A 21,278-nucleotide genomic window follows, 5' to 3' on the forward strand; every position below is an offset into this window, starting at 1 on the left:
GGATTCAATTCTTCATAAACCCAAGCAAAGCATCCAACACCGCATCAGCTTGTTCACTCATCATAGAGTGCCCACAATTTTCAATGATGTGAATCTGTTTGTTATTGATTGCGTTGGATAACAAAGAACTTGCTTTGACCGGCGTCATCATGTCCTGGCGCGCCAGCAAAAACAGCGTCGGGCATTGCACGTTTTTCGCAGCTTCTTCGCCATTCAAATAGGTATTGCAAGCAGTGAAGTCATTGAAAAAAACTTGGTCGGGATTGATAGAGGAAATTCTTTGCATCAGGCGCATGCTGCCGTTCATCACCGAGAAACCAGGGCCTGGGCAAGATGGTTTATGTGCCATGCTGCTGTGGGAAAAAATATTCACCATATCAATTGCCGATTGTTCATCGTGCTGTGCTGAAAATAGCAAGGCGTCTGATACTTTCATAGGGAAAGCGGTGCCGAGTAGAGCGAGTTTTTGTATGCGCTCTGGTGCCATGCTGGCGGCTTCCAATGCGACTAAGGAGCCCATGCTGTGACCAGCGACATAGGCTTGTTGTACACCGCTGAGTTCTATTAATTCCAGCAACCAACGTGCTAGTTTTTCTACGCTGCTTAAGGCTGGCCCGGCACTGCGACCATGGCCTGGCAAATCCAGCGCTAACACGCTAAATCCATGATGTGCCAAATAACGTGATTGCATTGCCCAGACTGAATGATCATTCTGCGCGCCGTGCACTAAGATGACAGTAGGCAGATTAGGATTAAAGGCCTTGCCTCCAGTGTACGCGTAGACTTCTTTATTTTGTATCGTTAGGTACATCTTATTTGCCTTTCTGCGCCATTTTCAAACCACGTGTCAAGTCTTCAATCAAATCATCGACACTCTCCAAACCAACTGAAAGGCGAATCGTGCCTTCGCTGATACCTGATGCCGCTAATTGTTCGGCGGGCACGCGGAAGTGCGTCGTGGAAGCGGGATGAATGACCAGCGACTTGGCGTCACCGACATTAGCGAGATGGGAAAAGACTTTCAAGGATTCGACAAAACGTTGGCCTGCAGCGCGATCACCTTTGATATTGAAAGAGAAGACCGAGCCACAGCCTTTTGGTAGTAATGTCTTCGCCAGTTCGTAATCGGGATGCGATTCTAATTCTGGAAAAGCGATGGATTCTACCGCAGCATGTGAAGACAAGAACTCAACGACTTTGCGTGCGTTCGCAACGTGCCTATCCATACGCAGAGCCAGAGTTTCTATTCCTTGCAAAATGGCGAAAGCATTGTGCGGACTCATGCAGGCGCCGAAGTCGCGCAAACCTTCGCGACGAGCGCGTAATGAGAAGGCACCGACAGTTGATTCTTCACTAAACACCATGCCGTGAAAACCTTCATATGGTTCACAAAGCTCGGCGAAACGTCCGGTTTTCTCATAAGCCGCTTGCCAGTCAAACGTACCGCCATCGACTAAGACGCCGCCAATTGCTGTCCCGTGTCCGCACAAGAACTTGGTTGCAGAGTGATACACCAGATCTGCGCCGTGTTCAAAAGGGCGTAACAGATAAGGTGTCGTGAAAGTGGAATCGAGCATTAAAGGCAAATGATGGTCATGCGCGATCTCTGCGATGGCGGGAATATTAAAGACATCTAGGCCAGGATTGCCTAAACTTTCGCCGAACAACACCTTTGTATTTGGACGTATTGCGTTGCGCCAGGCATCGAGGTCACGTGGGTCAACGAATGTGGTTTCAATCCCAAAACGTTTCATGGTGTAGGCTAGCAAGTTATGCGAGCCACCATATAAGGCACGCGAAGCGACGATGTGCGAGCCCGCGCCTGCAATCGTTGACAAGCCAAGGTGCAGGGCGGCCTGTCCGCTTGCAACGGCGATGCTAGCTACGCCGCCTTCCAGCGCAGCCATTCGTTCTTCTAATACTGCATTGGTCGGATTCGTAATACGGCTATAGACGTGGCCAGCACGTTCCATATTGAAAAGGGACGCTGCATGATCAGAGTCTTTGAATTCGAACGAGGATGTGAAATAAATCGGAGTCGCTCGTGCACCGGTAGCTGGATCAGCTACGGCACCGGCATGCAATGACAAAGTGTCAAAGCCTGGGTATTTTGGACCGCTCATAAACTGGTATTCTCCTTATTTGGATGCCGACATCCTACGCACTTGCCAAGTTTTTGAAAAGACTTGACGTAGCATTCATTTTCAGCAAACCACAGATAGGGCGAGATCTTGCAATAAATCAAAAATACTTGTTCTTAATCACTAGATTTTTCCGGATGCTTGCGATACATTAGATGAAAGAAAGCAAAGACCGCGACGCTTCTCGTTAAGTGTTTGACAGCAAGTTGGGCTTGATGCCTTATCAGATCGGAGGAATAAAATGAAAGTTTCTGAAATTCTGCAAGTGAAGGGGAATATTCTCTTTACGATTACGCCAGATACTCCAATGACTGAGGCGGTCGCCTTTATGGAAGAAAAAGACATAGGTTCCCTTATTGTGATGGAGTTTGGTGATCTGGTTGGTATTCTGACTTTTCGTGAAGTGATCCGCGCCGTACACAAAAACAGTGGCTCTTTGGGCGATGGAACCGTTCGTAAGTATATGGATGATCATCCGATGACGGTCACGCCCGAAACTGAGGTGAATGAAGTGCGCCGTATGATGTTAGAAAAACACTCGCGCTATTTACCGGTGATGGATGCAAAAACATTGATGGGCGTGATTTCATTCTATGACGTTGCCCGTGCAGTATTGGAAGCACAAAGTTTTGAGAATAAGATGTTGAAGGCTTACATCCGCGACTGGCCAGTTGAAGATGAAAAAGAACAATCATAAGAATAGTGCGAAACCCACGATGTGAATTGTGGGTTTTTTTTCGTCCGAGGTTTTTGAATTTGTTGAAGTGTAATTCCTGTCATGTGAAGTTTGTGTTTGATATTGTGTTTGATATTTGTGTTGGATGAAAGTTAGATTGAAGTTCGATAAAAATAAGGAGAAGAGTATGCAGGTAGCCATCATCGGTGCAGGTTTAGCTGGATTAACCGCAGCCCGTCAATGTCAGGCGCAGGGGCATCATGTCACTGTGTATGAGAAAAGTAGCGGCGTCAGCGGACGTATGAGTACACGACAAACCGAACTCGGTGGCTTTGATCACGGCGCGCAATATTTTACGGCGAGCTCAGATCGATTCAAGAAAGAGGTCGCGGATTGGCGTAAATTGGAATGGGTAGTGCCTTGGGATAGCAAGTTGGTCAATCTTGATCACGGTACAACCAGTGCGGCAGGCGCAAGTACGCAGCGTTACGTACCAGTGCCAGGTATGAGTTCATTAGGGAAGCAATTAGCGCACGGTTTGGACGTGCGTTTAGAGCAGCAAGTAGTTGCTCTGGAAGCGCATGGTGAACAATGGATATTGTCTGTGAAAACGGATGATGTTCCGGTCGCGGCATCTGCAGGACCATTCGATGCCGTCATTATGGCGATTCCACCGGAACAAGCTTCTGCACTCTTAAAAACGCATGCAAGTTTTAGCAAAAAAGTTGCGGATGTACGTTTGCAGCCATGTTGGGTATTGATGCTGGGTTTTCAGCATCCACTGAACCTTGATTACGACGGCGCATGGGTCGCGAACTCACGATTAGGTTGGATTGCCCGCGATACTTCCAAGCCCGATCATCGTGCGGGAGAGCGCTGGGTCTGTCATGCGACAGCGGCATGGAGCGTTGAGCATTTAGAAGATGATCATGAACGAGCCAAGGAGAAGCTATCTAAAGCATTTCATGAAGCGACCGGTTCACCAATTCAAGCGATTCATTCGGTGACACATCGCTGGCGTTATGCGCAAGCTGATACGCCACTTGCTGAATCGTTTTTGTGGGATTCTAAGGCGAAAATTGGTGTGTGTGGCGATTGGTTTGCGACTGGATTGGATGGCGGCGGGCGCGTGGAGAATGCGTTTTTGAGTGGCTTGGGGTTGGCGCAGGAAATTGGGTAAATTGTTAGTGGATGGTTGATGGTTTTGTAGGGTGGGCAGGATTTTTCTGCCCACGCGTGATTTGTCTATTTGCTTGGCTTTTCTCTCGTCTCTTGATGAAGTGTTTTGGTGATTTTTGGGTCTGTAGGTCGGGGGTAGCCCGACAGCTACTCACTTTCTTTGCTTCGCCAAAGAAAGTAAGCAAAGAAAGGCGACCACGCCGCCACTGGCCTTCGGCTCCCCAATTGTGCAAGACAAAAAATGGGAAAGTGTCGAAACTCGCTACGCTCAAACAACGCCACTTTCTTTATCCATTTTCTGTCCTGCACAATTGGCAGTGTCAGAAGTGGATGAAGGTCAAAATCAACAACAAGATCAAAACAATCAGTTTCGACGGACATTCATTTTTTCCAATAGCCGTTGTAGGTCGTTGTTTTTGAATTTGCCTTTGACTTACCCCCGTTTGAGACGATGTAATTTGTGCGTCACAGAAAATGGATAAGAAAGTGTTGTTGTTTGAGCGTAGCGAGTTTCAACACTTTCCCATTTTTTGTGATGCACAAATTATGCTGAAGCGTAGCGTAAGCACCCGCAGGGCGAGTCTACGGTCGTCTTTTTTGGATTACCTTTTTTGACGAAGCAAAAAAGGTAATTGGCTGTCGGGCCACACCCGACCTGTGAACGTAAATCAACAACAGAAACAAAAAAAGAGGAAACCTTAAAGCTTCCTCTTCTACAAAACTTCAATTTCGAATCAAAGAAATCTTATTCCTCACGACGCAAATGCGGGAACAAAATTACATCACGAATATTTGGTGAGTCTGTAATCAACATCATCAAACGATCAATACCAATACCGCAACCACCGGTTGGAGGCAAACCGTATTCCAAAGCGCGGATATAGTCCGCGTCGTAATACATTGCTTCTTCATCGCCAGCATCTTTGGCGGCAACTTGCGCCATGAAACGAGCTGCCTGATCTTCTGCATCGTTTAATTCTGAAAAACCATTGGCGATTTCACGACCTGTCATGAACAGTTCAAAACGCTCTGTAATGCCTGCAACCGTATCAGAAGCACGTGCTAATGGAGAGACTTCAGCCGGGTAGTCGATGATGTAAGTCGGTTCCCATAACTGCGCTTCGGCTGTTTCTTCAAACAAGGCTAATTGCAATGCGCCCAAGCCTGCAGTGGCAAATGGTTTTACACCAAATTTTTTCAATTCTGCTTTGATAAATTCTGCGTCGCCCAATTGCTCGGTTGTGTAGTGCGGCGCGTATTTATTGATGGCGCCAACAATGGTCAAGCGTTGGAATGGTTTGGACAAATCCAGTTCTTTGCCTTGGTAAGTCAAGACAGCAGTACCGTGTGCATCGATGGCGGCTTTGCGAATGACGGACTCGGTAAAGTCCATCAACCATTTGTAATCAACGTACGCCGCATAAAATTCCATCATCGTGAATTCTGGATTGTGACGTGGCGATACACCTTCGTTACGGAAGTTACGATTGACTTCAAATACGCGATCAAAACCGCCGACTACTAATCGTTTCAAATACAGTTCTGGTGCGATACGCAGATACATTTCCATGTCCAACGCATTGTGATGCGTGATGAAGGGTTTTGCCGCAGCACCACCTGGAATCACGTGCAACATTGGTGTTTCCACTTCCATAAAATCATGGCTATTCATGAAGCTACGGATGGAATTCATTGCCGCAGTACGCGCTTTGAATGTGCGACGTGTTTCTTCGCTCATAATCAAATCGACGTAGCGCTGACGGTATTTTGTTTCTTGATTGGATAAACCGTGGAACTTATCAGGAAGAGGGCGCAAAGACTTGGTCAGCAAACGCAACTTCGTTACTTTGACGGTCAATTCGTCAGTCTTAGTCTTAAATAAAACACCTTCAATACCAAGAATGTCGCCCAAGTCATAATGACGGAAGGCTTCCATTTCTGCTTCGCCCGTTTTATCCGTCGTGACGTATAACTGAATACGTCCATCGGCTTTGAGGCCTGACGCATCTTGCAGTGTTGCGAACGCTGCTTTTTTACCAGCTTCACGCTTGAGCATCATACGACCAGCTACAACAACTTCCACGTTTTGCACTTCTAAGTCTTCACGACTAATGTCGCCATACTGAGCTTGCAAGTCAGCGGCCTTATGTTTAGGACGAAAATCGTTAGGGAAGGCGACACCCTTCGCGCGAATCGCATCGAGCTTGGCACGACGCTCAGCGATAATCGAATTTTCGTCTTGTGGCAATTCTGCTGCTGTATTTTGTTGGTCGGACATGATTTTCTCTAAAATGAAATTTTGTTTCTTTAATAATGCAATCGGAAATGTGAGTTTAGAAATTCAATTATAGGGATGCAGTACAAGGCGACAAGCACAGCAATACGTCGGTATTGCGAGCATTGGCAACGCCGTAATGCGTCCTAGAATTGGATTTGTGCGCGCACATTTTTACACACCTTGCTTGAGTGAGGCCGCGATAAATCCGTCTAAATCGCCATCCAATACTGCTTTGGTATTACCCATTTCGTAATTGGTGCGCAAGTCTTTGATACGCGATTGATCCAGTACATAGGAGCGAATTTGATGACCCCAGCCGACATCGGTCTTAGTGTCTTCCAGATTTTGCTTTTCACTCATGCGCTTGCGTAATTCCAATTCAAACAATTTTGCTTTTAACATTTCCCATGCTTCAGCACGGTTGCGATGTTGACTGCGATCGTTTTGACATTGAACGACGATGCCGGAAGGTGCATGGGTTAAACGAACCGCAGAATCAGTTTTATTGATATGCTGACCACCGGCACCAGAAGCACGATAGGTATCAACGCGCACGTCAGCAGGATTGATGTCGATTTCAAACGATTCATCGACTTCTGGATAGACGAACAAACTAGAGAATGAGGTGTGACGGCCATTTGCAGAATCAAATGGTGACTTACGCACTAAGCGATGTACGCCAGTTTCTGTGCGCAAAAAGCCGTAAGCGTATTCACCTTCAACCTTGAGTGTTGCAGTCTTAATACCAGCAACCTCGCCATCAGATTGTTCGAGGATGTCAACTTTAAAACCTTTACGTTCGCAATAACGTAAATATTGGCGTAACAGCATCGATGCCCAGTCTTGCGCCTCAGTGCCGCCAGCGCCAGCCTGAATATCAATAAAGCAGTTGTTTGGATCCATGGGATTATTAAACATCCGGCGGAATTCCATGCCTTCAACTAATTCTTTCAGATGCGCAGCGTCGGCTTCAATCGCTTCTAGCGTGTCTTCGTCGTCTTCTTCACGCGCCATCGCGAAAATTTCGTTGGCGTCTTTCAGATCGGCATCAATCTTGATGAGGGTATGAACAATGGCTTCTAAGGATTTTTTTTCTTTGCCAAGTTCTTGTGCGCGTTTAGGTTCTTCCCAAACTTTAGGATCTTCTAATTCACCGTTAACTTGTTCGAGTTTCTCTGACTTGATATCGAAGTCAAAGATACCTCCGAAGTTCGGCTTCACGACTAGTTAAGTCGATAAGCAGGTTGGCAATGCTATTGAGGCGTTCGGCTTCCATTTGGGCTTCTTTTAGGTGAGATAAATAAACCCTTAATTATACCTGAGTGGGTTGGCATCTTGCGTAATTGGGCTTCAATTTAAGCTTGAATTGGGGTTAATTTAGCTTAATTTCAGGGCTTTCAGCGTTTTTCTGTCAAGCACCTTTCATCGCATTGGTCTTGAATTTTCAGTTGATAGAACCTTCATCATTGCTTACATACTCAGCTAAGGGCCCAGTATCTTGAAGCTCTTGCGTCGCTAGATTCCCGCTTTCGCGGGATCGACTGGGCAGATATAGGTGGGTAACTGAACGGCCTTGTGAGCCATGTTGGTATCTTTTTTACCAGACGGATTTTGTTATGGTGGGTTGGGCTTGGCGATGACTTTCAAACCATGTACTGAGTTTGGTTTGAAAGCAAGTCGGGCAAATGTGATATTGGGTCTGTGTTGATTGTCCACCATTTGGAAAAGATTCTTCCTCGTCTAATTGTATGGTTGTTATCTTCTTTTCTGGCTCCGCACTTGACCAGTTTTCATCCCAATGAGATTCAGCACCGCAAACATCGCAAGTCAATTTATCAAATACTTCTTCGGTATGTTCTAGAATTAACACCGTTTTCATATGTTTCATTGCGACTCTCCTTGGGCGTGAGACTGCTGAGACTTGTGAGGTTGTAAATAGTGCTGGAAGTGGGCGGGGTTGATTTTCCGCAGGGAAATTGTAACGCGAGATGCTAGTGGGACGCAGGGAATATGATTAAGTTGTTGTTTGTTGCGATTGGTGCTCGATGTTGTGGTTCAGCTTGTTTGTAAGATGAACTACAACGTCGAGCATTAGATGGATTATATAGATTAGCGTCGGCCTGATTTAACGGGCGCTTTTTTGGGTTTGGCCGGATTGTAGGCTAGGCCAGATTTGGAAATGGCTGGCGCTACTTTCGCTGCAAGACGTGTTGCCGAGCTCTTGCCGAAGGTGTTTAGTTTTGGCGCTATACCGCGTTTGACAGGTACCACGCCAGCATTCACTAAGCTTGCCACAACAGGTGCGCGCGACGGAATCAAATGGCGCTCACTACTACCAATCAAGTCTCCGCGTCCTATGCGCAACAAACCTTCTTTGACAATCTCATAATTTTCCGGTGCATGATAGCGCAATAAGGCTTTATGGAATTTGCGAATCTTGCCTGAGCGCGCAGTTTCCACGACTTCAGAATCGGCGGTGATTTTTTTTAACGGGTTTTTACGCGTGTGGTACATCGTAGTTGCCAAAGCCATAGGTGTAGGCATAAAGGTCTGCACCTGATCTAGTTTGAAGTCATTTTTCTTCAGCCACAAAGCAAGGTTCACCATGTCGTCATCGGTCGTTCCCGGATGTGCAGCAATGAAGTAGGGAATTAAATATTGCTCTTTGCCCGCTTCTTTAGAATACTTGTGAAACATCGCTTTGAATTCATCATAAGCACCAATACCAGGCTTCATCATTTTGGATAAAGTATTGGTTTCAGTATGTTCGGGGGCGATTTTCAACAAACCACCAACGTGGTGTGTGACCAATTCTTTGACATACTCTGGTGAGCGTACGGCGAGGTCGTAACGTAAGCCTGAACTGATCAGGATTTTTTTTACGCCAGGAATCGCACGCGCTTTGCGATATAGCGAAATCAGTTTGCTATGATCAGTATTTAAATTGCTGCATATGCCAGGGTAAACGCAGGATAAGCGACGGCAAGATTCTTCGATCTTTTTGTCTTTACAGGCGAGTCTATACATATTTGCAGTTGGCCCACCCAAGTCGGAAATAGTTCCAGTGAAGCCCTTAGTTTTGTCACGAATTTCTTCGATCTCACGCAAGATGGATGGCTCAGAGCGGCTCTGAATAATCCGGCCTTCGTGTTCAGTGATTGAGCAGAAAGTACAACCGCCAAAACAACCACGCATGATGTTGACGGAGAAACGTATCATTTCCCATGCAGGGATACGCGCTTTGCCATAACTAGGGTGCGGTGCACGTGCATAAGCACGGTCATACACGCCATCCATTTCGTCCATGGCGAGTGGTAATGGTGGCGGATTAATCCAGACATCTCGGTCACCATGTGCTTGCGATAGTGCTTTAGCGTTGCCGGGATTTGCTTCTAAATGGAATACCCGAGACGCGTGAGCGTACATCACCGGATCATCTTTGATGGCTTCAAAAGAAGGTAGGCGAATCACTGTATTATTGTGTTTGTTGCGCAGCATTGCTTGTCGTTCTTCGCGACTCATAATGCGTATGGCTTGCTGTTTGATGACATCGGGTTCGACAGCGGGCGAAGGCGTTGAACCGTCACCTGTAGTGCATTTCGCGTCTTTTTCCGGCATCATTTCATACGGATTGGTATGTGCTTCGACCTTGCCTGGTGTATCGATCTTGATAGATTGAATCTCTGCCCAATCTTCATTGGGTAACCAATTTGACGACGTCATGAATGCCGTGCCACGCAAATCGCGTATCGATTTGATAGGTTCACCTGCCGCGAGTCTGTGCGTTAAGTCGACAATTGCACGTTCAGCGTTTCCGAATAAAAGCAGGTCAGCTTTCGAATCTGGTAATACGGAACGCTTTACTTTATCTGACCAGTAATCGTAATGCGCGATACGGCGTAAGCTAGCTTCAATACTGCCAATCACCACGTTCACTTCAGGAAAGGCTTCGCGGGCTCGTTGGGCGTAGACTACGACCGCACGATCTGGACGTTTATTTGGATCGCCATCGGGTGTATAGGCATCTTCAGAACGAATCTTACGATCTGCCGTGTAGCGATTGACCATGGAATCCATATTGCCAGCGGTGATGCCGAAATACAAATTGGGACGTCCTAATGCGCGAAAATCTTCCGCAGAATGCCAATCAGGCTGGCTGATAATGCCGACTCGGAATCCTTGTTGCTCTAATAAACGACCAACTAAGGCCATACCAAAACTGGGATGATCGATATAGGCGTCGCCAGTGATTAAGATAACGTCGCAGCTATCCCAACCTAGTACGTCCATTTCGGCGCGTGACATAGGGAGGAAAGGGGCGGCATGTTTGCCACCAACATCGGGGCGATAGCGCGGTGAGGCGAAGAGATTTTTCGGTGCAGGATTCATGGGCGTGATTTTACCTGAATCTGCAAGTCTTCGCCCATATTCTGTGAATCTGAGTGATTGTAAGCCTTTGTTTTTGTTAGTGATTGTGTGAATTGGCTATTTTCTCGCCAAAGTCGGATCCCTAAAACGTGAAAGCGGATTCGGCTTTGGCGTGATTGCGACTAACTTGCGACTAACTATCGTTAGACGTTGATCAAACCTAACCCTCGACATAGCGTGCTATGACCTGTGTTGTTCTGCCATCCATTGCAGGCGTGAATTTGAGTTGAATTGACTTATCACTAGAGACAAAAGTGGTGGCGCTAATGGGAATAAGTTGAATCAGAGATTGACCAGGAATTTCAACATAATAGCGATTTTGTTTTTGTGTCATGTTGAGTGTTTTGCCGTTATCGAGTACGTAACGGCCAACAATTTCTCTTGCTTCGTCTGGCGAGACATATACTGGGGCGATTCTTGCCGCACCCTTGATTGTTACTGAGGTGTTGACATCCGGATCTGCGGCTAGCGCATTTGCTGAAATCATCAAAGTGACGATGGCGAGGCTGGCATAGAGGGTTTTCATGGTAGCTCCTTATTTTGTCTATATAGATTAAAAACACTGTTTTTCGATTTTATCAATCCCAAAAGGCGCGATTGACTTCTCCAATCTAGGCGCTTTAATGAAAAGTGACAGATGGCATTAGATAGAACGCAAAAACAGCAGGATTAAACGCAAAAATCGGCGATCAAGGTAAGTTGTTATTTGAGGAGACGGTAGTAAATAAATTTCTATAAAGACAAACTGTAGGTAGCAACAGCAGGTAAAATCTTTTTTGTTGAAAAAATATTAGCATCGTCTCTGGTGCATGGAGAAAGAAAGTTGAGGGCATTATGAAATCGCAAATTTTCATCGGCATACGTTTGCGTTTGTTTATGCTGGGTATGATTTTATTGAGTTTAGCCGCTTGTTCAACGGCCAGCAAAAATGAACAGAAAAATACCAATAAGGGAAATTCTGAACCAGCGTTTGATACGCGAGTGGGTTCTGCAATGACTTCTCCTCTAAGTGACTTAAATATAGTAAGAACCGAAATTCCAGAAGTTTTAATCAGCGCTCGAAAAGCTCCGTACTTGATCGTGCCTGGTGCTGATTGCGCATGGTACGAGCGAGAAATACAGAACTTGAATGCCGTATTGGGACCCGATGTTGACGCAGCACAAGTAGACGAACATGGCAACATTGTCGAGAGAGAATTGGGAAATGCCACCATTAATGCATTAAGAAGTTTTACGGAAGGGTTCGTGCCATTTCGTTCTTGGGTGCGGCGACTTACCGGAGCGGATAGTCATGCGCGTGAAGTGGCTGCAGCAAGTATTGCCGGAATCGTTCGACGTTCTTATCTAAAAGGTGTTGTTAGTGGAAAATCATGCGCCACTACCTCTAATGATCCCAGTAAGTTAGATGCCGAGTCGCGATCGCAAAAGCAGTAAGTGGTGATGTGAAAAATCGCCAGTTCATATAGAGTGTTATTTATGCGGATTATGGAGTAGGAATTTACTTTGTTTTTTGATTGTAATTATTTGTTATTGTTTGAATTTGTTTGTATCAGCTGTTGGTTGTGTGTCATTCTTCACTATTTTTATTAGAAATTAATTTATGCAAAGAGACTCTCAGATGTTTAAAAAGTTTTTCTTGGGTTTGAATCTGGTTTTGGTTGGAGTGATGATTTCAGCGTTGCCAGCGCAAGCGCTGAGTACTAAAGCGGTAGCGACACCCGCTGTAGCGCATTTAGAGAAATCTGTCGTAAAAGTATTTTCTACGTTAAGGGGCCCTGATCCGTTTAAACCCTGGGGCAAGTCTTCTCCGCAAGAAGTCACAGGTTCGGGCGTCGTCATTGAAGGACGCCGAATTCTAACCAATGCACACGTGGTTGAGTATGCCAGTCAGGTGCAAATTCAAACCGGGCAAGAGGGCGATAAAGTATCGGCGACTGTTGTTGCGATTTCGCGTGGTATGGATTTGGCGGTCTTAAAATTAGATGACGAGAAGTTTTTCGATACACATGCAGCGGTTGTGCGTAGTAATAAATTACCGGAAGTGACGGATGCCGTGTTTGCTTATGGTTATCCGACCGGGGGAAACTCGCTCTCCATTACTAAAGGGATAGTCTCGCGCATTGAATTTGTTGATTATGACGGCAGTACGGGCGGATTACGAATACAAATTGATGCAGCGATTAACCCAGGCAATAGCGGCGGGCCGGTGATCGCTGGCGACAAGATGATAGGACTCGCATTTTCAGGTTTAATGAACGCGCAAAATATCGGATACATTATTCCGAATGAAGAGATAGAAATTTTCTTAAAAGATGTTGTAGATAATAAGTATGACGGCAAACCGTCGTTGTTAGATGTGACGCAAACTTTAGAAAATCCAACCGTGCGTGAGTACCTGAAGTTAGATAAAAATGTTGAAGGCTGTATTGTGCATAAACCTTATGAAGGTGCTGCGAATAATGGTTTGCAGGAGTGGGATGTGATTACGCATATTGGCGATACGCCGATTGATAATCAGTGCATGGTTAAGCTTAAACCTAGCGTCAGAGTGATGTTTAAGTACAAAGTGCAACAAGTTACGGCGAGCGGTAGAGTTCCCTTGGGTATTATTCGCTCAGGCAAAGTAATGCAAGTACAAGCCCCGGTCTACACGTCACGACCACACCTCATAGGCGATTTGCAAGGTGGTTATCCTTCTTATTTTATTTGGGGGCCAATCGTGTTTTCGCGCGCTACAGTCGAATATCTGAGCTTTCTCAGTAACAATGCACCAGCTTTGAATGGCTACGCTTACAATGCAAGCCCTTTGGTGACTTTGCGTGGCGAAATGCCGTCGAAGGATCGAGAAGAATTGGTGGTTGTGAGCTCTCCATTTTTTCCACATAAATTGGTGACTGGCTATAGCAATCGTTTCGGTTCTGTGATCTATTCAATCAACGGCATTCCTGTCAAAAGCCTGAAGCATCTGGTTGGTTTGTTACGCGATATGCAGGACGATTTGATTGTAATTCACTATGATCAACGTTACGGCGAAACGATGGTTCTGCCGCGTAAAGCAATGTTGGCAGCGACTGAAGGTGTCTTATCTGATAACGGAATACGCTCGCAAGGGTCGGTCGATATGATGGCGATTTGGGATGCGAAGTAAATTGTTGGCACGGTAACGAAGGACGAAAAAAGCGCATCAGGTAAATTTGACGCGCTTTTTTGTTCGCTTTAATTTTTGAAAATTAAATGTTTGTGATTCAGCATGAACTGAAATTCGTTGACGATGCTTGCTTCTAAGCAAAGTCATCCAAGTTCAATTTATGAAAGTAGAAAAGACATATGGTTCAGACGCAAATAACAGAATCCAAATACCTTTCCAGCTTTAGTGTTCTGGTCAAAGTCATAGTGTGTCTATTAGCCTTGAACCTGCTAGTAGAGCGAGTTTTGCAATTGCTGCCCATCTATACCCTAGGCGATAATTTTAGCCTCAGTAACACACTAATGATGTCTTTGAAATTGCCATTTTTTTGGACCGGCTTGTTGGTGCCAGTAGTGTATTTATGCGCTTTATGGACGGCCGCAAATGTATTGAAAAAGTATGCGTTAAGCATGTCATTTGATTTGGCCTTACTTCAAGATTTGCGAGCGCTGGGTGATTACCTGATGTACGCCGCAATGGCTGCAATATTATTTGTACCAAGCATAGAAGCATGGATTAACCAAGGCTCACGTCATATTAAATGGAACTGGAATATTGATGCAGTGAGTGTTGGTATGATAGGTATGATTTTGAAATTTATTGCACAGAATGCGCAAAATTCAAAAGTGAAAAACGATTCGATACCCGAGTAGGTAACCTTCAGGTACAGGTCTTTATCTCAGATATTGATCAAGCCTGCTCAACATGCTCAACCAATAGCTGTACTTTGGTGACGCCATTGTATTCATTAGCATCTAGTCTGAACGCTACTTTGACTCGCTCGCCAAAACTGTCGGTATGCCCAAACCAGATGGCATCGTAACGCATTCCATTTTTTTCTAGCAGCATTTTTAAATGCCGTTCTTTAAGAATTCTTTGCGATACTAATTTGAATTCATCGCAGAATATGGGCGGTGCAAAACCTTGCCCCCACACTTGGCTGTCCAAGAGTTCAATAAAATCGGTGGAGTAATAGGCTTCTTCCAGTACGCCGTCAGTTTCGATAATACGTTCTAATTGCTCTTGTCTTAACCATGATTTACCGACAGCTTCAAAGGCAATTTGAAACGCTTCAAAGTCTTCAGCACGTATGGTTAAGCCCGCCGCCATCGCATGGCCGCCAAATTTTTGTATCAAACTCGGGGCATGTTTAGAAACCAAATCTAAGGCATCGCGTAAATGGAAACCGGGAATTGATCGGCCTGAACCTTTGATCAAACCTTCGTCACCCGGAGCGAAAGTAATTGTCGGGCGATAAAATTTGTCTTTTAAACGTGAAGCGACAATCCCGATTACACCCTGGTGCCAAGAGGCGTCGAATACGGTAATAGTGTGTGTGTCTTGCGCTTGAAAATCATCTAAATGGAGTAGTGCTACATCTTGCATTTCGCGTTCTATATCTTTGCGATCAGCGTTGATGCTATTGAGTTCTTGTGCAATCTGCCAAGCGCGCCCTTCATCGTCTGTGGTTAAACACTCGATGCCGAGTGACATGTCTGCCAAACGACCAGCTGCATTTAGTCTGGGGCCGACCGCAAAGCCTAAATCGAAAGGACTGGCTAAACGGGGTTCACGACCAGCGACGCGAAAGATCGCGGCAATCCCAGCATGCATGCGACCAGCGCGCATACGCTTAAGACCCTGAGCAACCAGAATTCGATTGTTGGGATCGAGTTTTACGACGTCTGCTACTGTTCCCAACGCGACCAGATCGAGCAAGGTATCTAGTTTTGGTTGATTTTGTTGATCGAATGCACCACGTTGACGTAGCTCTGCGCGTAATGCTAACAATACATAAAACATGACGCCGACACCCGCCAAGTTTTTACTAGGGAAGTCGCAAAATGGCTGATTAGGATTAACAATGACGCTCGCTTGCGGCAAGCTATCTGCAGGCAAATGATGATCGGTGACCAGTACTTGTATGCCACGCGCATTCGCGGCAGCGACTCCATCTATGCTGGCAATGCCGTTATCGACAGTAACGATGATATCGGGTGATTTTTCGCGCGCGGTGAGTTCGACAATTTCCGGTGTTAAGCCATAGCCATATTCAAATCGATTCGGCACGATGTAATCAACTGTTGCACCTAACATTCTTAAACCACGCAAACCAACCGCACAGGCGGTAGCACCATCACAGTCATAATCCGCCACGATTACCAGTTTCTTGTTGGCGGCAATCGCATCGGCTAAGAATTTTGCCGCTTTTTCGCTATTCAGTAATTGATTGGGCGGGATCAATGCAGGCAGATCCGTCAATAATTCTTCTGCAGTAACGATACCACGCGCCGCAAAAAGCCTCGCCAATACGGGATGCAAACCACTTTGCTTGAGTAATTCTGCCTGGCGAAATGGGTAAGGGCGGATGCTGATGCGTGTCATAGAATAAGAATGCTGAGTGATGAAAATCTTTAAAATTGGTGCGGAATGTTTTTTACTGCTGCTTGCTGCTAGATTTTAGCGGGTGAATTCGCTAATGCTAATAAAGTTTGAAGACTAGGTTGCCGCCAAAATTTCCATGCTTGTGGCGCCCGACAAGAAATTTGACACAAGCGTTGACCATCACTCAATACCAGGTGCAAAGTCTTAATCTGCTTATTCTGTAAGGCACCTAAGGCAGGTTCAAACCAGTTTTTTTCTAGCTGATTCATGCGTGCCAGCCAATTTCCCCAGTCGCTATTGAGTGCGGGTTCTAATAAGTCCTCAACTAAAATGCTAGTTGAATCAGTTTGATCTTTGATGACATTAAAATGCGGCGTATTCGTTTGATGAATGGTGGCGTGCATTTCTGCACTTCCACTATGCAGCCAAACCGAGTTAATGGTAGTGCGGCCTTGCTCTTCGCGCGCTTGATTGACAGGATGAATATGCCACAGCATTTGAATTTCATTTTGTAGTTTGCGCCAGGCCACTTCGTGTTCACCTTTGGCAATCCAAATTTCCATATTGTGACCGGCGGCGGCATCGAGACTTGCTGTGTGCATGGCGTGCCACTCGTCGGCATGTAAGAACCAGGTTTTGGCATCACCATAGAGCAGAGGCTTGCCCAATTCTTCGCAGATTTCTTGTGCGGCATCAAAAAGTGCGCGTGATTCTTTATCATCGATCTCTAAGCGGCGCTGATCCGTCATCACCATGTGGTCGCGTGCAATGTGGATATGGATGGGGCTTAATGTGAACCAAAATCCGTGCGCTGGCTGTAATCCAAAAGCTTGCATGCGTTGATGCGTCAATGGCGAGCTATTTGCAATATTTGTTGGCGTCTTGAATGCGCGTGTCAGCCACGCTTCGTGAGGCAATTGTCTGGCGAACTCATCATGTTCATGTATATTCTTGCCTCGCGCATAGCCCAATAGGCTTGCCAGCGAAGGCGTTTTCATTTGCTTGACTAACTCTTTAGCCAAAGCTGCGGGGGGAATGCCAAAAGGCACAATAATTTCTAAATGGCTCATAGTGTCATTGTATGGCAAACTACGGGCTCTTGAAGATTTGCCAGCTTTTTTTCATCGATTTAACTTAATCAGGCTTGATGTGACCGTGTTGTTGAGCATCAATGGGGGAAATAGCTTGCTGCTTCTGGCAAGAGTAGTTTTATGTTCGTAATTAATTTCTTTGGAATACCAACTTTGTGAAAAACCTCTCTTTTGAATGGTTAGTCGGCTTACGCTACACCCGCGCCGGGCGTCGCAGTAGTCGCAATAGCTTTATTTCTTTTATTTCCCTTATTTCTATGGCCGGCATCGCGCTTGGTGTCGCGGCCTTAATCATTGTTTTGTCGGTCATGAATGGATTTCAGAAGGAAGTCCGTGACCGCATGCTTTCTGTGTTGCCTCACATAGAAGTATTTGATGCCAGTGGTGTGATCCCAGATTGGCAAGCGACCGCGCAGCAAACTTTGAAGCATCCAGCAGTCCTTGCTGCAGCGCCGTATGTCGACGCGCAAAGTATGATCGTGAATGATGGCGTGATGCGTGGTGCCATGTTACGCGGTATTCTGCCAGAAGATGAACCTAAAGTTTCTATCATTGCGACTAAGGTCAAAGCAGGTAAATTAACGGATCTGAAAGAAGGCGCTTTCAATATAATTTTGGGTGTTGATTTGGCGCGAGCCATGCATGTAGGCATAGGCGATAAAGTTACATTAGCCGCGCCTGAAGGTCAACTTACACCAGCGGGCACCATCCCGCGTTTAAAAGGCTTTACTGTCGTAGCAGTGTTCGAGGCAGGGCATTACGAATTCGACTCTGGCATGGCGTTTATTCATATCGCGGATGCGCAAAAATTCTTTCGTCAGGAAGCACCGACCGGCGTACGTCTAAAAATCAAAGACATGTTAAAAGCGCCGCAAGTCGCATTTGAATTGAGTCGAACATTGGGTGGTAGTTTAATTGCACGTGACTGGTCACAACAGAACAGCAATTATTTCGCGGCAGTAAAAACTGAGAAAACCATGATGTTCATCATTCTCACTTTGATTATTGCTGTGGCGGCTTTTAATCTGGTCTCGACTTTGGTCATGACTGTCACGGAAAAACAAGCGGATATCGCGATCTTGCGTACTTTGGGCGCATCGCCTATGTCGATCATGAAAATTTTTATGGTGCAGGGCGGTTTAGTGGGATTGTTTGGCACTGCACTTGGTGTGCTGTCAGGAATAATTGTCGCTCTGAATATCGATGTCATCGTACCGTTTATTGAGAAAATACTCGGCATACAATTTCTTTCAAAAGAAGTCTATGTAATCAGTACCTTGCCTTCCGATTTGCATTGGTCAGATGTCTGGACTATCGGCGGTATTGCGATTGTATTGGCATTTTTAGCGACAATTTATCCTAGCTGGCGAGCTGCCCGCGTTAAACCTGCGGAGGCTCTGCGTTATGAGTAAAGTTCAAACAGTTTTGTCTTGTAAAAATCTGGCAAAAACCTTTGGTCAAGGCGAACAGGCAGTGAAAGTGCTGGAGTCGGTTGAGTTCTCAATACAAGCTGGCGAGCGGGTCGCCATCGTTGGAGCCTCAGGTTCTGGTAAATCGACCTTATTGCATTTATTGGGCGGATTAGATACGCCGAGTCGAGGTATCGTTAATTTATTAGGCTATGATTTTGCGAATATGAACGAATCTGCGCGCGGTGATTTGCGCAATAAATCCTTAGGCTTTGTGTACCAGTTTCATCATCTCTTGCCGGAATTTTCAGCGCTCGATAATGTCGCTATGCCTTTGCTAATTCGCCGTATGCCGCGAGCAGAAGCACAAGCAATTGCGAAGACAATGTTAAGTAAAGTGGGTTTGGAACATCGTATTACTCATGTCCCAGGTGAGCTTTCTGGTGGTGAGCGTCAACGCGTTGCATTGGCGCGTGCTCTGGTGACGAATCCTGCTTGTGTATTAGCCGATGAACCAACTGGGAATCTTGATCGTGGTATTGCAGATCAAGTATTTGCTTTGATGCTGGAGTTATCGAAAACGTTGGGAACAGCGTTTGTCATCGTTACGCATGATGCAGACTTGGCGAAACGTTGTGATCGAATCTTGCGATTGACATCGAATGGATTAACCGCGGGTTGATGCTTTGAACCCTAAAAATGCTGATGCGAAAAAAATGAAATTGTGGAGACAAAGATGAAAAAAATTGTACGCACTTATTTATGGATATGTTTGACCAGTGTGATGGTTGGCCACTTGGCGCATGCGCAGTCGAATGTGCAAGCGAATCCTCCAGTATTGACGACGGCACAAATTGATGCCGTAGTTGAGTCGGCGATGAAAACTTTTAACGTGCCTGGTATTTCGGTTGCCGTGATTAAAGATGACCAAGTCGTGCATAGCAAAGGCTACGGTGTTCGTTCGATTAAATCGAAACTGGCGATGGATGAACATACGTTAGTAGGAATTGCATCGAACTCAAAAGCCTTTACTGCGGCAGCGCTGGCAATCTTAGTCGATGAGAAAAAGCTGAAATGGAATGAAAAAGTTACCAATATTATTCCTGAGTTCAAACTTTATAACCCCTATGTTACCGATGAATTTACAGTGTTAGATTTGATGACGCATCGTAGCGGATTGGGTCTTGGGGCGGGCGACTTAATGTTTTTTCCGGATGGCAGCGATTTTACTCTTAAAGACGTGATTCATAATTTACGGTTTTTGAAACCGGTTTCCAGTTTCCGGGCTAAGTACGATTACGACAATAATTTGTATATTGTCGCTGGTGAAGTGATTAAACGTGTTTCTGGAATGAGCTGGGAAGACTTTATTGAACAGCGCATCATGAAGCCGCTAGCCATGAATGAAAGTGCGGCATCAATTACACGTTTAAAGCACGGTGAAAATCAGGTTGACCCTCATGTGCCAGTAAACGGCGCGTTACAAACGGTACCCTTCAGACCAAATGAAGTGATCAATGCGGCAGGGGGAATTTACAGCAATATTCATGATATGAGCCTATGGGTTCGAATGCAGTTAAATAAGGGAACTTATGGCACAGAAAATAAGCAAAGGCTCTTCAGCGAAAAGGTACAACACGAGATGTGGTCGCCACAAACCATATTGCAAACAGGCACCAATACAGGAACTTACAACACCCATTTTGCCTCGTACGGTATTGGGTGGGGGTTGAGTGACGTAAAAGGATATAAGCAAGTGGCGCATACCGGTGGGCTGTTAGGAATGGTCACGCAAGTAACATTAATTCCAGAACTTAAATTAGGAATTATTGTGTTAACGAATCAAGAGTCCGGTGCCGCATTTACGTCGATTACGAATACGATTAAAGACAGCTATTTGGGCATGCCAACGATTGACAGAGTAAAAGAAAATCACGAGCGTCAATTAAAGCGTGATGCCGAAAACGATAAAGAAGTGGCTGATGTATGGAAGGCAATTGAGACGCAACAAAAAAATAAGGCGAATAATAAGATCGACCAGTCGATTTACTTAGGGACTTACAGAGATAATTGGTTCGGCGATATCAGTATTCGTGCGGAAAATGGAAAAATGATTTTTAGTGCGAAACGCTCGCCCGCATTAACCGGTGAAATGCATTTTTACAAGGGAAATACCTTCATTGTGAAATGGAATGATAGAACGCTTAATGCAGATGCCTATGCTAATTTTGCTTTAGATGTTGAAGGAAAACCTGTGTCTATGTCGATGAAAGCAATTTCACCTGCAACCGATTTTAGCTTCGATTTTCATGATTTAGATTTCCGCCTTGTAAAACCATAATTGGGTATTAGTTAAAATAAAGAATTCCTTATTTTGTAATAAATCGAGATAAAACAACAGCTTACAAATACTGATTGCATGATCAGGTGTTTTCATTTACAGTACCAATCACTGGATATGCATACAGTTATTTGAATGTTTGATCGCTGTGTTCAGTTTTAGC

General features: G+C 45.4%; 18 protein-coding genes. 8 read left to right on the plus strand and 10 right to left on the minus strand.

Annotated elements, in window-relative coordinates:
- Positions 1-4: 4 nt before the first annotated feature.
- Entirely contained in the window at positions 5-811 is an 807-nt protein-coding gene (locus H8K55_RS12135) for an alpha/beta fold hydrolase (RefSeq protein WP_186942334.1), read from the minus strand.
- A gap of 1 nt (position 812) precedes the next feature.
- Entirely contained in the window at positions 813-2,123 is a 1,311-nt protein-coding gene (locus H8K55_RS12140) for an O-acetylhomoserine aminocarboxypropyltransferase (RefSeq protein ID WP_186942335.1), read from the minus strand.
- Positions 2,124-2,382: 259 nt separating this feature from the next.
- On the opposite strand from H8K55_RS12140, the gene H8K55_RS12145 reads away from it, so the two are divergent.
- Both H8K55_RS12145 and H8K55_RS12150 read left to right on the plus strand, forming a co-directional pair.
- A complete protein-coding gene (locus H8K55_RS12145; protein WP_186942336.1) occupies positions 2,383-2,838 on the plus strand; it encodes a CBS domain-containing protein in 456 nt (151 codons plus the stop codon).
- Positions 2,839-3,004: 166 nt separating this feature from the next.
- Positions 3,005-3,997: an NAD(P)/FAD-dependent oxidoreductase gene (locus H8K55_RS12150; protein ID WP_186942337.1), complete on the plus strand. Its 993-nt coding sequence runs from the start codon at positions 3,005-3,007 to the stop codon at positions 3,995-3,997.
- A gap of 146 nt (positions 3,998-4,143) precedes the next feature.
- Here H8K55_RS12150 and H8K55_RS12155 read toward each other — a convergent pair whose 3' ends face one another.
- The 6 genes from H8K55_RS12155 to H8K55_RS12180 form a co-directional block, all read right to left on the minus strand.
- The gene (locus H8K55_RS12155; RefSeq protein ID WP_186942338.1) at positions 4,144-4,377 is read right to left on the minus strand and encodes a hypothetical protein; all 234 of its coding nucleotides are present in this window, start codon (positions 4,375-4,377) and stop codon (positions 4,144-4,146) included.
- Positions 4,378-4,741: 364 nt separating this feature from the next.
- Positions 4,742-6,274, minus strand: coding sequence for a lysine--tRNA ligase (gene lysS, locus H8K55_RS12160; protein ID WP_186942339.1), 1,533 nt, complete (start codon positions 6,272-6,274; stop codon positions 4,742-4,744).
- 171 nt (positions 6,275-6,445) lie between these two features.
- Positions 6,446-7,550, minus strand: a protein-coding gene (gene prfB / locus H8K55_RS12165) for a peptide chain release factor 2 (RefSeq protein WP_186942340.1) whose coding sequence is annotated in 2 segments (ribosomal slippage) — positions 6,446-7,468 and positions 7,470-7,550 — 1,104 coding nt in all. Because the reading frame shifts where the segments join, the coding sequence is not laid out codon by codon here.
- A gap of 321 nt (positions 7,551-7,871) precedes the next feature.
- Positions 7,872-8,162, minus strand: a complete 291-nt coding sequence (locus tag H8K55_RS12170) for a hypothetical protein (RefSeq protein ID WP_186942341.1) — start codon at positions 8,160-8,162, stop codon at positions 7,872-7,874.
- Between the two features lie 221 nt (positions 8,163-8,383).
- Positions 8,384-10,579 (minus strand): YgiQ family radical SAM protein, encoded by a 2,196-nt coding sequence (locus H8K55_RS12175; RefSeq protein ID WP_230408596.1) that lies wholly within the window; start codon positions 10,577-10,579, stop codon positions 8,384-8,386.
- A gap of 283 nt (positions 10,580-10,862) precedes the next feature.
- Positions 10,863-11,228: a hypothetical protein gene (locus H8K55_RS12180; RefSeq protein WP_186942343.1), complete on the minus strand. Its 366-nt coding sequence runs from the start codon at positions 11,226-11,228 to the stop codon at positions 10,863-10,865.
- A gap of 308 nt (positions 11,229-11,536) precedes the next feature.
- Between H8K55_RS12180 and H8K55_RS12185 the strand changes: the two genes are divergently transcribed.
- The 3 genes from H8K55_RS12185 (at position 11,537) to H8K55_RS12195 (ending at position 14,542) form a co-directional block, all read left to right on the plus strand.
- Complete coding sequence (locus tag H8K55_RS12185; protein ID WP_230408586.1) at positions 11,537-12,136, plus strand: hypothetical protein; 600 nt, start codon at positions 11,537-11,539, stop codon at positions 12,134-12,136.
- Between the two features lie 184 nt (positions 12,137-12,320).
- Positions 12,321-13,850, plus strand: coding sequence for a S1C family serine protease (locus H8K55_RS12190; RefSeq protein WP_230408587.1), 1,530 nt, complete (start codon positions 12,321-12,323; stop codon positions 13,848-13,850).
- A 179-nt stretch (positions 13,851-14,029) separates the two neighbouring features.
- Positions 14,030-14,542 (plus strand): hypothetical protein, encoded by a 513-nt coding sequence (locus H8K55_RS12195; RefSeq protein WP_186942345.1) that lies wholly within the window; start codon positions 14,030-14,032, stop codon positions 14,540-14,542.
- A gap of 37 nt (positions 14,543-14,579) precedes the next feature.
- Here H8K55_RS12195 and recJ read toward each other — a convergent pair whose 3' ends face one another.
- Positions 14,580-16,274 carry a single-stranded-DNA-specific exonuclease RecJ gene (gene recJ / locus H8K55_RS12200; RefSeq protein ID WP_186942346.1) on the minus strand — a complete coding sequence of 565 codons (1,695 nt, stop codon included), beginning with the start codon at positions 16,272-16,274 and terminating at the stop codon, positions 14,580-14,582.
- A gap of 68 nt (positions 16,275-16,342) precedes the next feature.
- Positions 16,343-17,344 carry a hypothetical protein gene (locus H8K55_RS12205; protein WP_186942347.1) on the minus strand — a complete coding sequence of 334 codons (1,002 nt, stop codon included), beginning with the start codon at positions 17,342-17,344 and terminating at the stop codon, positions 16,343-16,345.
- Between the two features lie 176 nt (positions 17,345-17,520).
- On the opposite strand from H8K55_RS12205, the gene H8K55_RS12210 reads away from it, so the two are divergent.
- Genes H8K55_RS12210 through H8K55_RS12220 form a run of 3 tightly spaced genes read left to right on the plus strand, consistent with a single transcriptional unit; the run spans position 17,521 to position 21,115 of the window.
- The gene (locus tag H8K55_RS12210; protein ID WP_186942348.1) at positions 17,521-18,777 is read left to right on the plus strand and encodes a lipoprotein-releasing ABC transporter permease subunit; all 1,257 of its coding nucleotides are present in this window, start codon (positions 17,521-17,523) and stop codon (positions 18,775-18,777) included.
- Positions 18,770-19,456, plus strand: a complete 687-nt coding sequence (gene lolD, locus H8K55_RS12215; RefSeq protein ID WP_186942349.1) for a lipoprotein-releasing ABC transporter ATP-binding protein LolD — start codon at positions 18,770-18,772, stop codon at positions 19,454-19,456. Before H8K55_RS12210 ends, lolD begins: the two co-directional genes overlap by 8 nt.
- Positions 19,457-19,510: 54 nt before the next feature.
- On the plus strand, positions 19,511-21,115 hold the full coding sequence (locus H8K55_RS12220; RefSeq protein WP_186942350.1) for a serine hydrolase: 1,605 nt from the start codon (positions 19,511-19,513) through the stop codon (positions 21,113-21,115).
- Positions 21,116-21,278: the final 163 nt, after the last annotated feature.

The sequence above is a fragment of the Affinundibacterium flavidum genome (genome assembly GCF_014284175.1).
Lineage (GTDB): Bacteria > Pseudomonadota > Gammaproteobacteria > Burkholderiales > Burkholderiaceae_D > Undibacterium > Undibacterium flavidum.

What these genes read in the sequence shown, in the direction of transcription:
- H8K55_RS12220 (WP_186942350.1), top strand. Translation starts at nt 19,511, where the DNA reads ATGAAAAAAATTGTACGCACTTATTTATGGATATGTTTGACCAGTGTG.
- H8K55_RS12135 (WP_186942334.1), bottom strand. Translation starts at nt 811, where the DNA reads ATGTACCTAACGATACAAAATAAAGAAGTCTACGCGTACACTGGAGGC.
- H8K55_RS12180 (WP_186942343.1), bottom strand. Translation starts at nt 11,228, where the DNA reads ATGAAAACCCTCTATGCCAGCCTCGCCATCGTCACTTTGATGATTTCA.
- H8K55_RS12145 (WP_186942336.1), top strand. Translation starts at nt 2,383, where the DNA reads ATGAAAGTTTCTGAAATTCTGCAAGTGAAGGGGAATATTCTCTTTACG.
- lysS (WP_186942339.1), bottom strand. Translation starts at nt 6,274, where the DNA reads ATGTCCGACCAACAAAATACAGCAGCAGAATTGCCACAAGACGAAAAT.
- H8K55_RS12175 (WP_230408596.1), bottom strand. Translation starts at nt 10,579, where the DNA reads ATGTCACGCGCCGAAATGGACGTACTAGGTTGGGATAGCTGCGACGTT.
- H8K55_RS12190 (WP_230408587.1), top strand. Translation starts at nt 12,321, where the DNA reads ATGTTTAAAAAGTTTTTCTTGGGTTTGAATCTGGTTTTGGTTGGAGTG.
- H8K55_RS12195 (WP_186942345.1), top strand. Translation starts at nt 14,030, where the DNA reads ATGGTTCAGACGCAAATAACAGAATCCAAATACCTTTCCAGCTTTAGT.
- H8K55_RS12150 (WP_186942337.1), top strand. Translation starts at nt 3,005, where the DNA reads ATGCAGGTAGCCATCATCGGTGCAGGTTTAGCTGGATTAACCGCAGCC.
- H8K55_RS12140 (WP_186942335.1), bottom strand. Translation starts at nt 2,123, where the DNA reads ATGAGCGGTCCAAAATACCCAGGCTTTGACACTTTGTCATTGCATGCC.
- H8K55_RS12170 (WP_186942341.1), bottom strand. Translation starts at nt 8,162, where the DNA reads ATGAAACATATGAAAACGGTGTTAATTCTAGAACATACCGAAGAAGTA.
- recJ (WP_186942346.1), bottom strand. Translation starts at nt 16,274, where the DNA reads ATGACACGCATCAGCATCCGCCCTTACCCATTTCGCCAGGCAGAATTA.
- lolD (WP_186942349.1), top strand. Translation starts at nt 18,770, where the DNA reads ATGAGTAAAGTTCAAACAGTTTTGTCTTGTAAAAATCTGGCAAAAACC.
- H8K55_RS12155 (WP_186942338.1), bottom strand. Translation starts at nt 4,377, where the DNA reads ATGTCCGTCGAAACTGATTGTTTTGATCTTGTTGTTGATTTTGACCTT.
- H8K55_RS12185 (WP_230408586.1), top strand. Translation starts at nt 11,537, where the DNA reads ATGAAATCGCAAATTTTCATCGGCATACGTTTGCGTTTGTTTATGCTG.
- H8K55_RS12205 (WP_186942347.1), bottom strand. Translation starts at nt 17,344, where the DNA reads ATGAGCCATTTAGAAATTATTGTGCCTTTTGGCATTCCCCCCGCAGCT.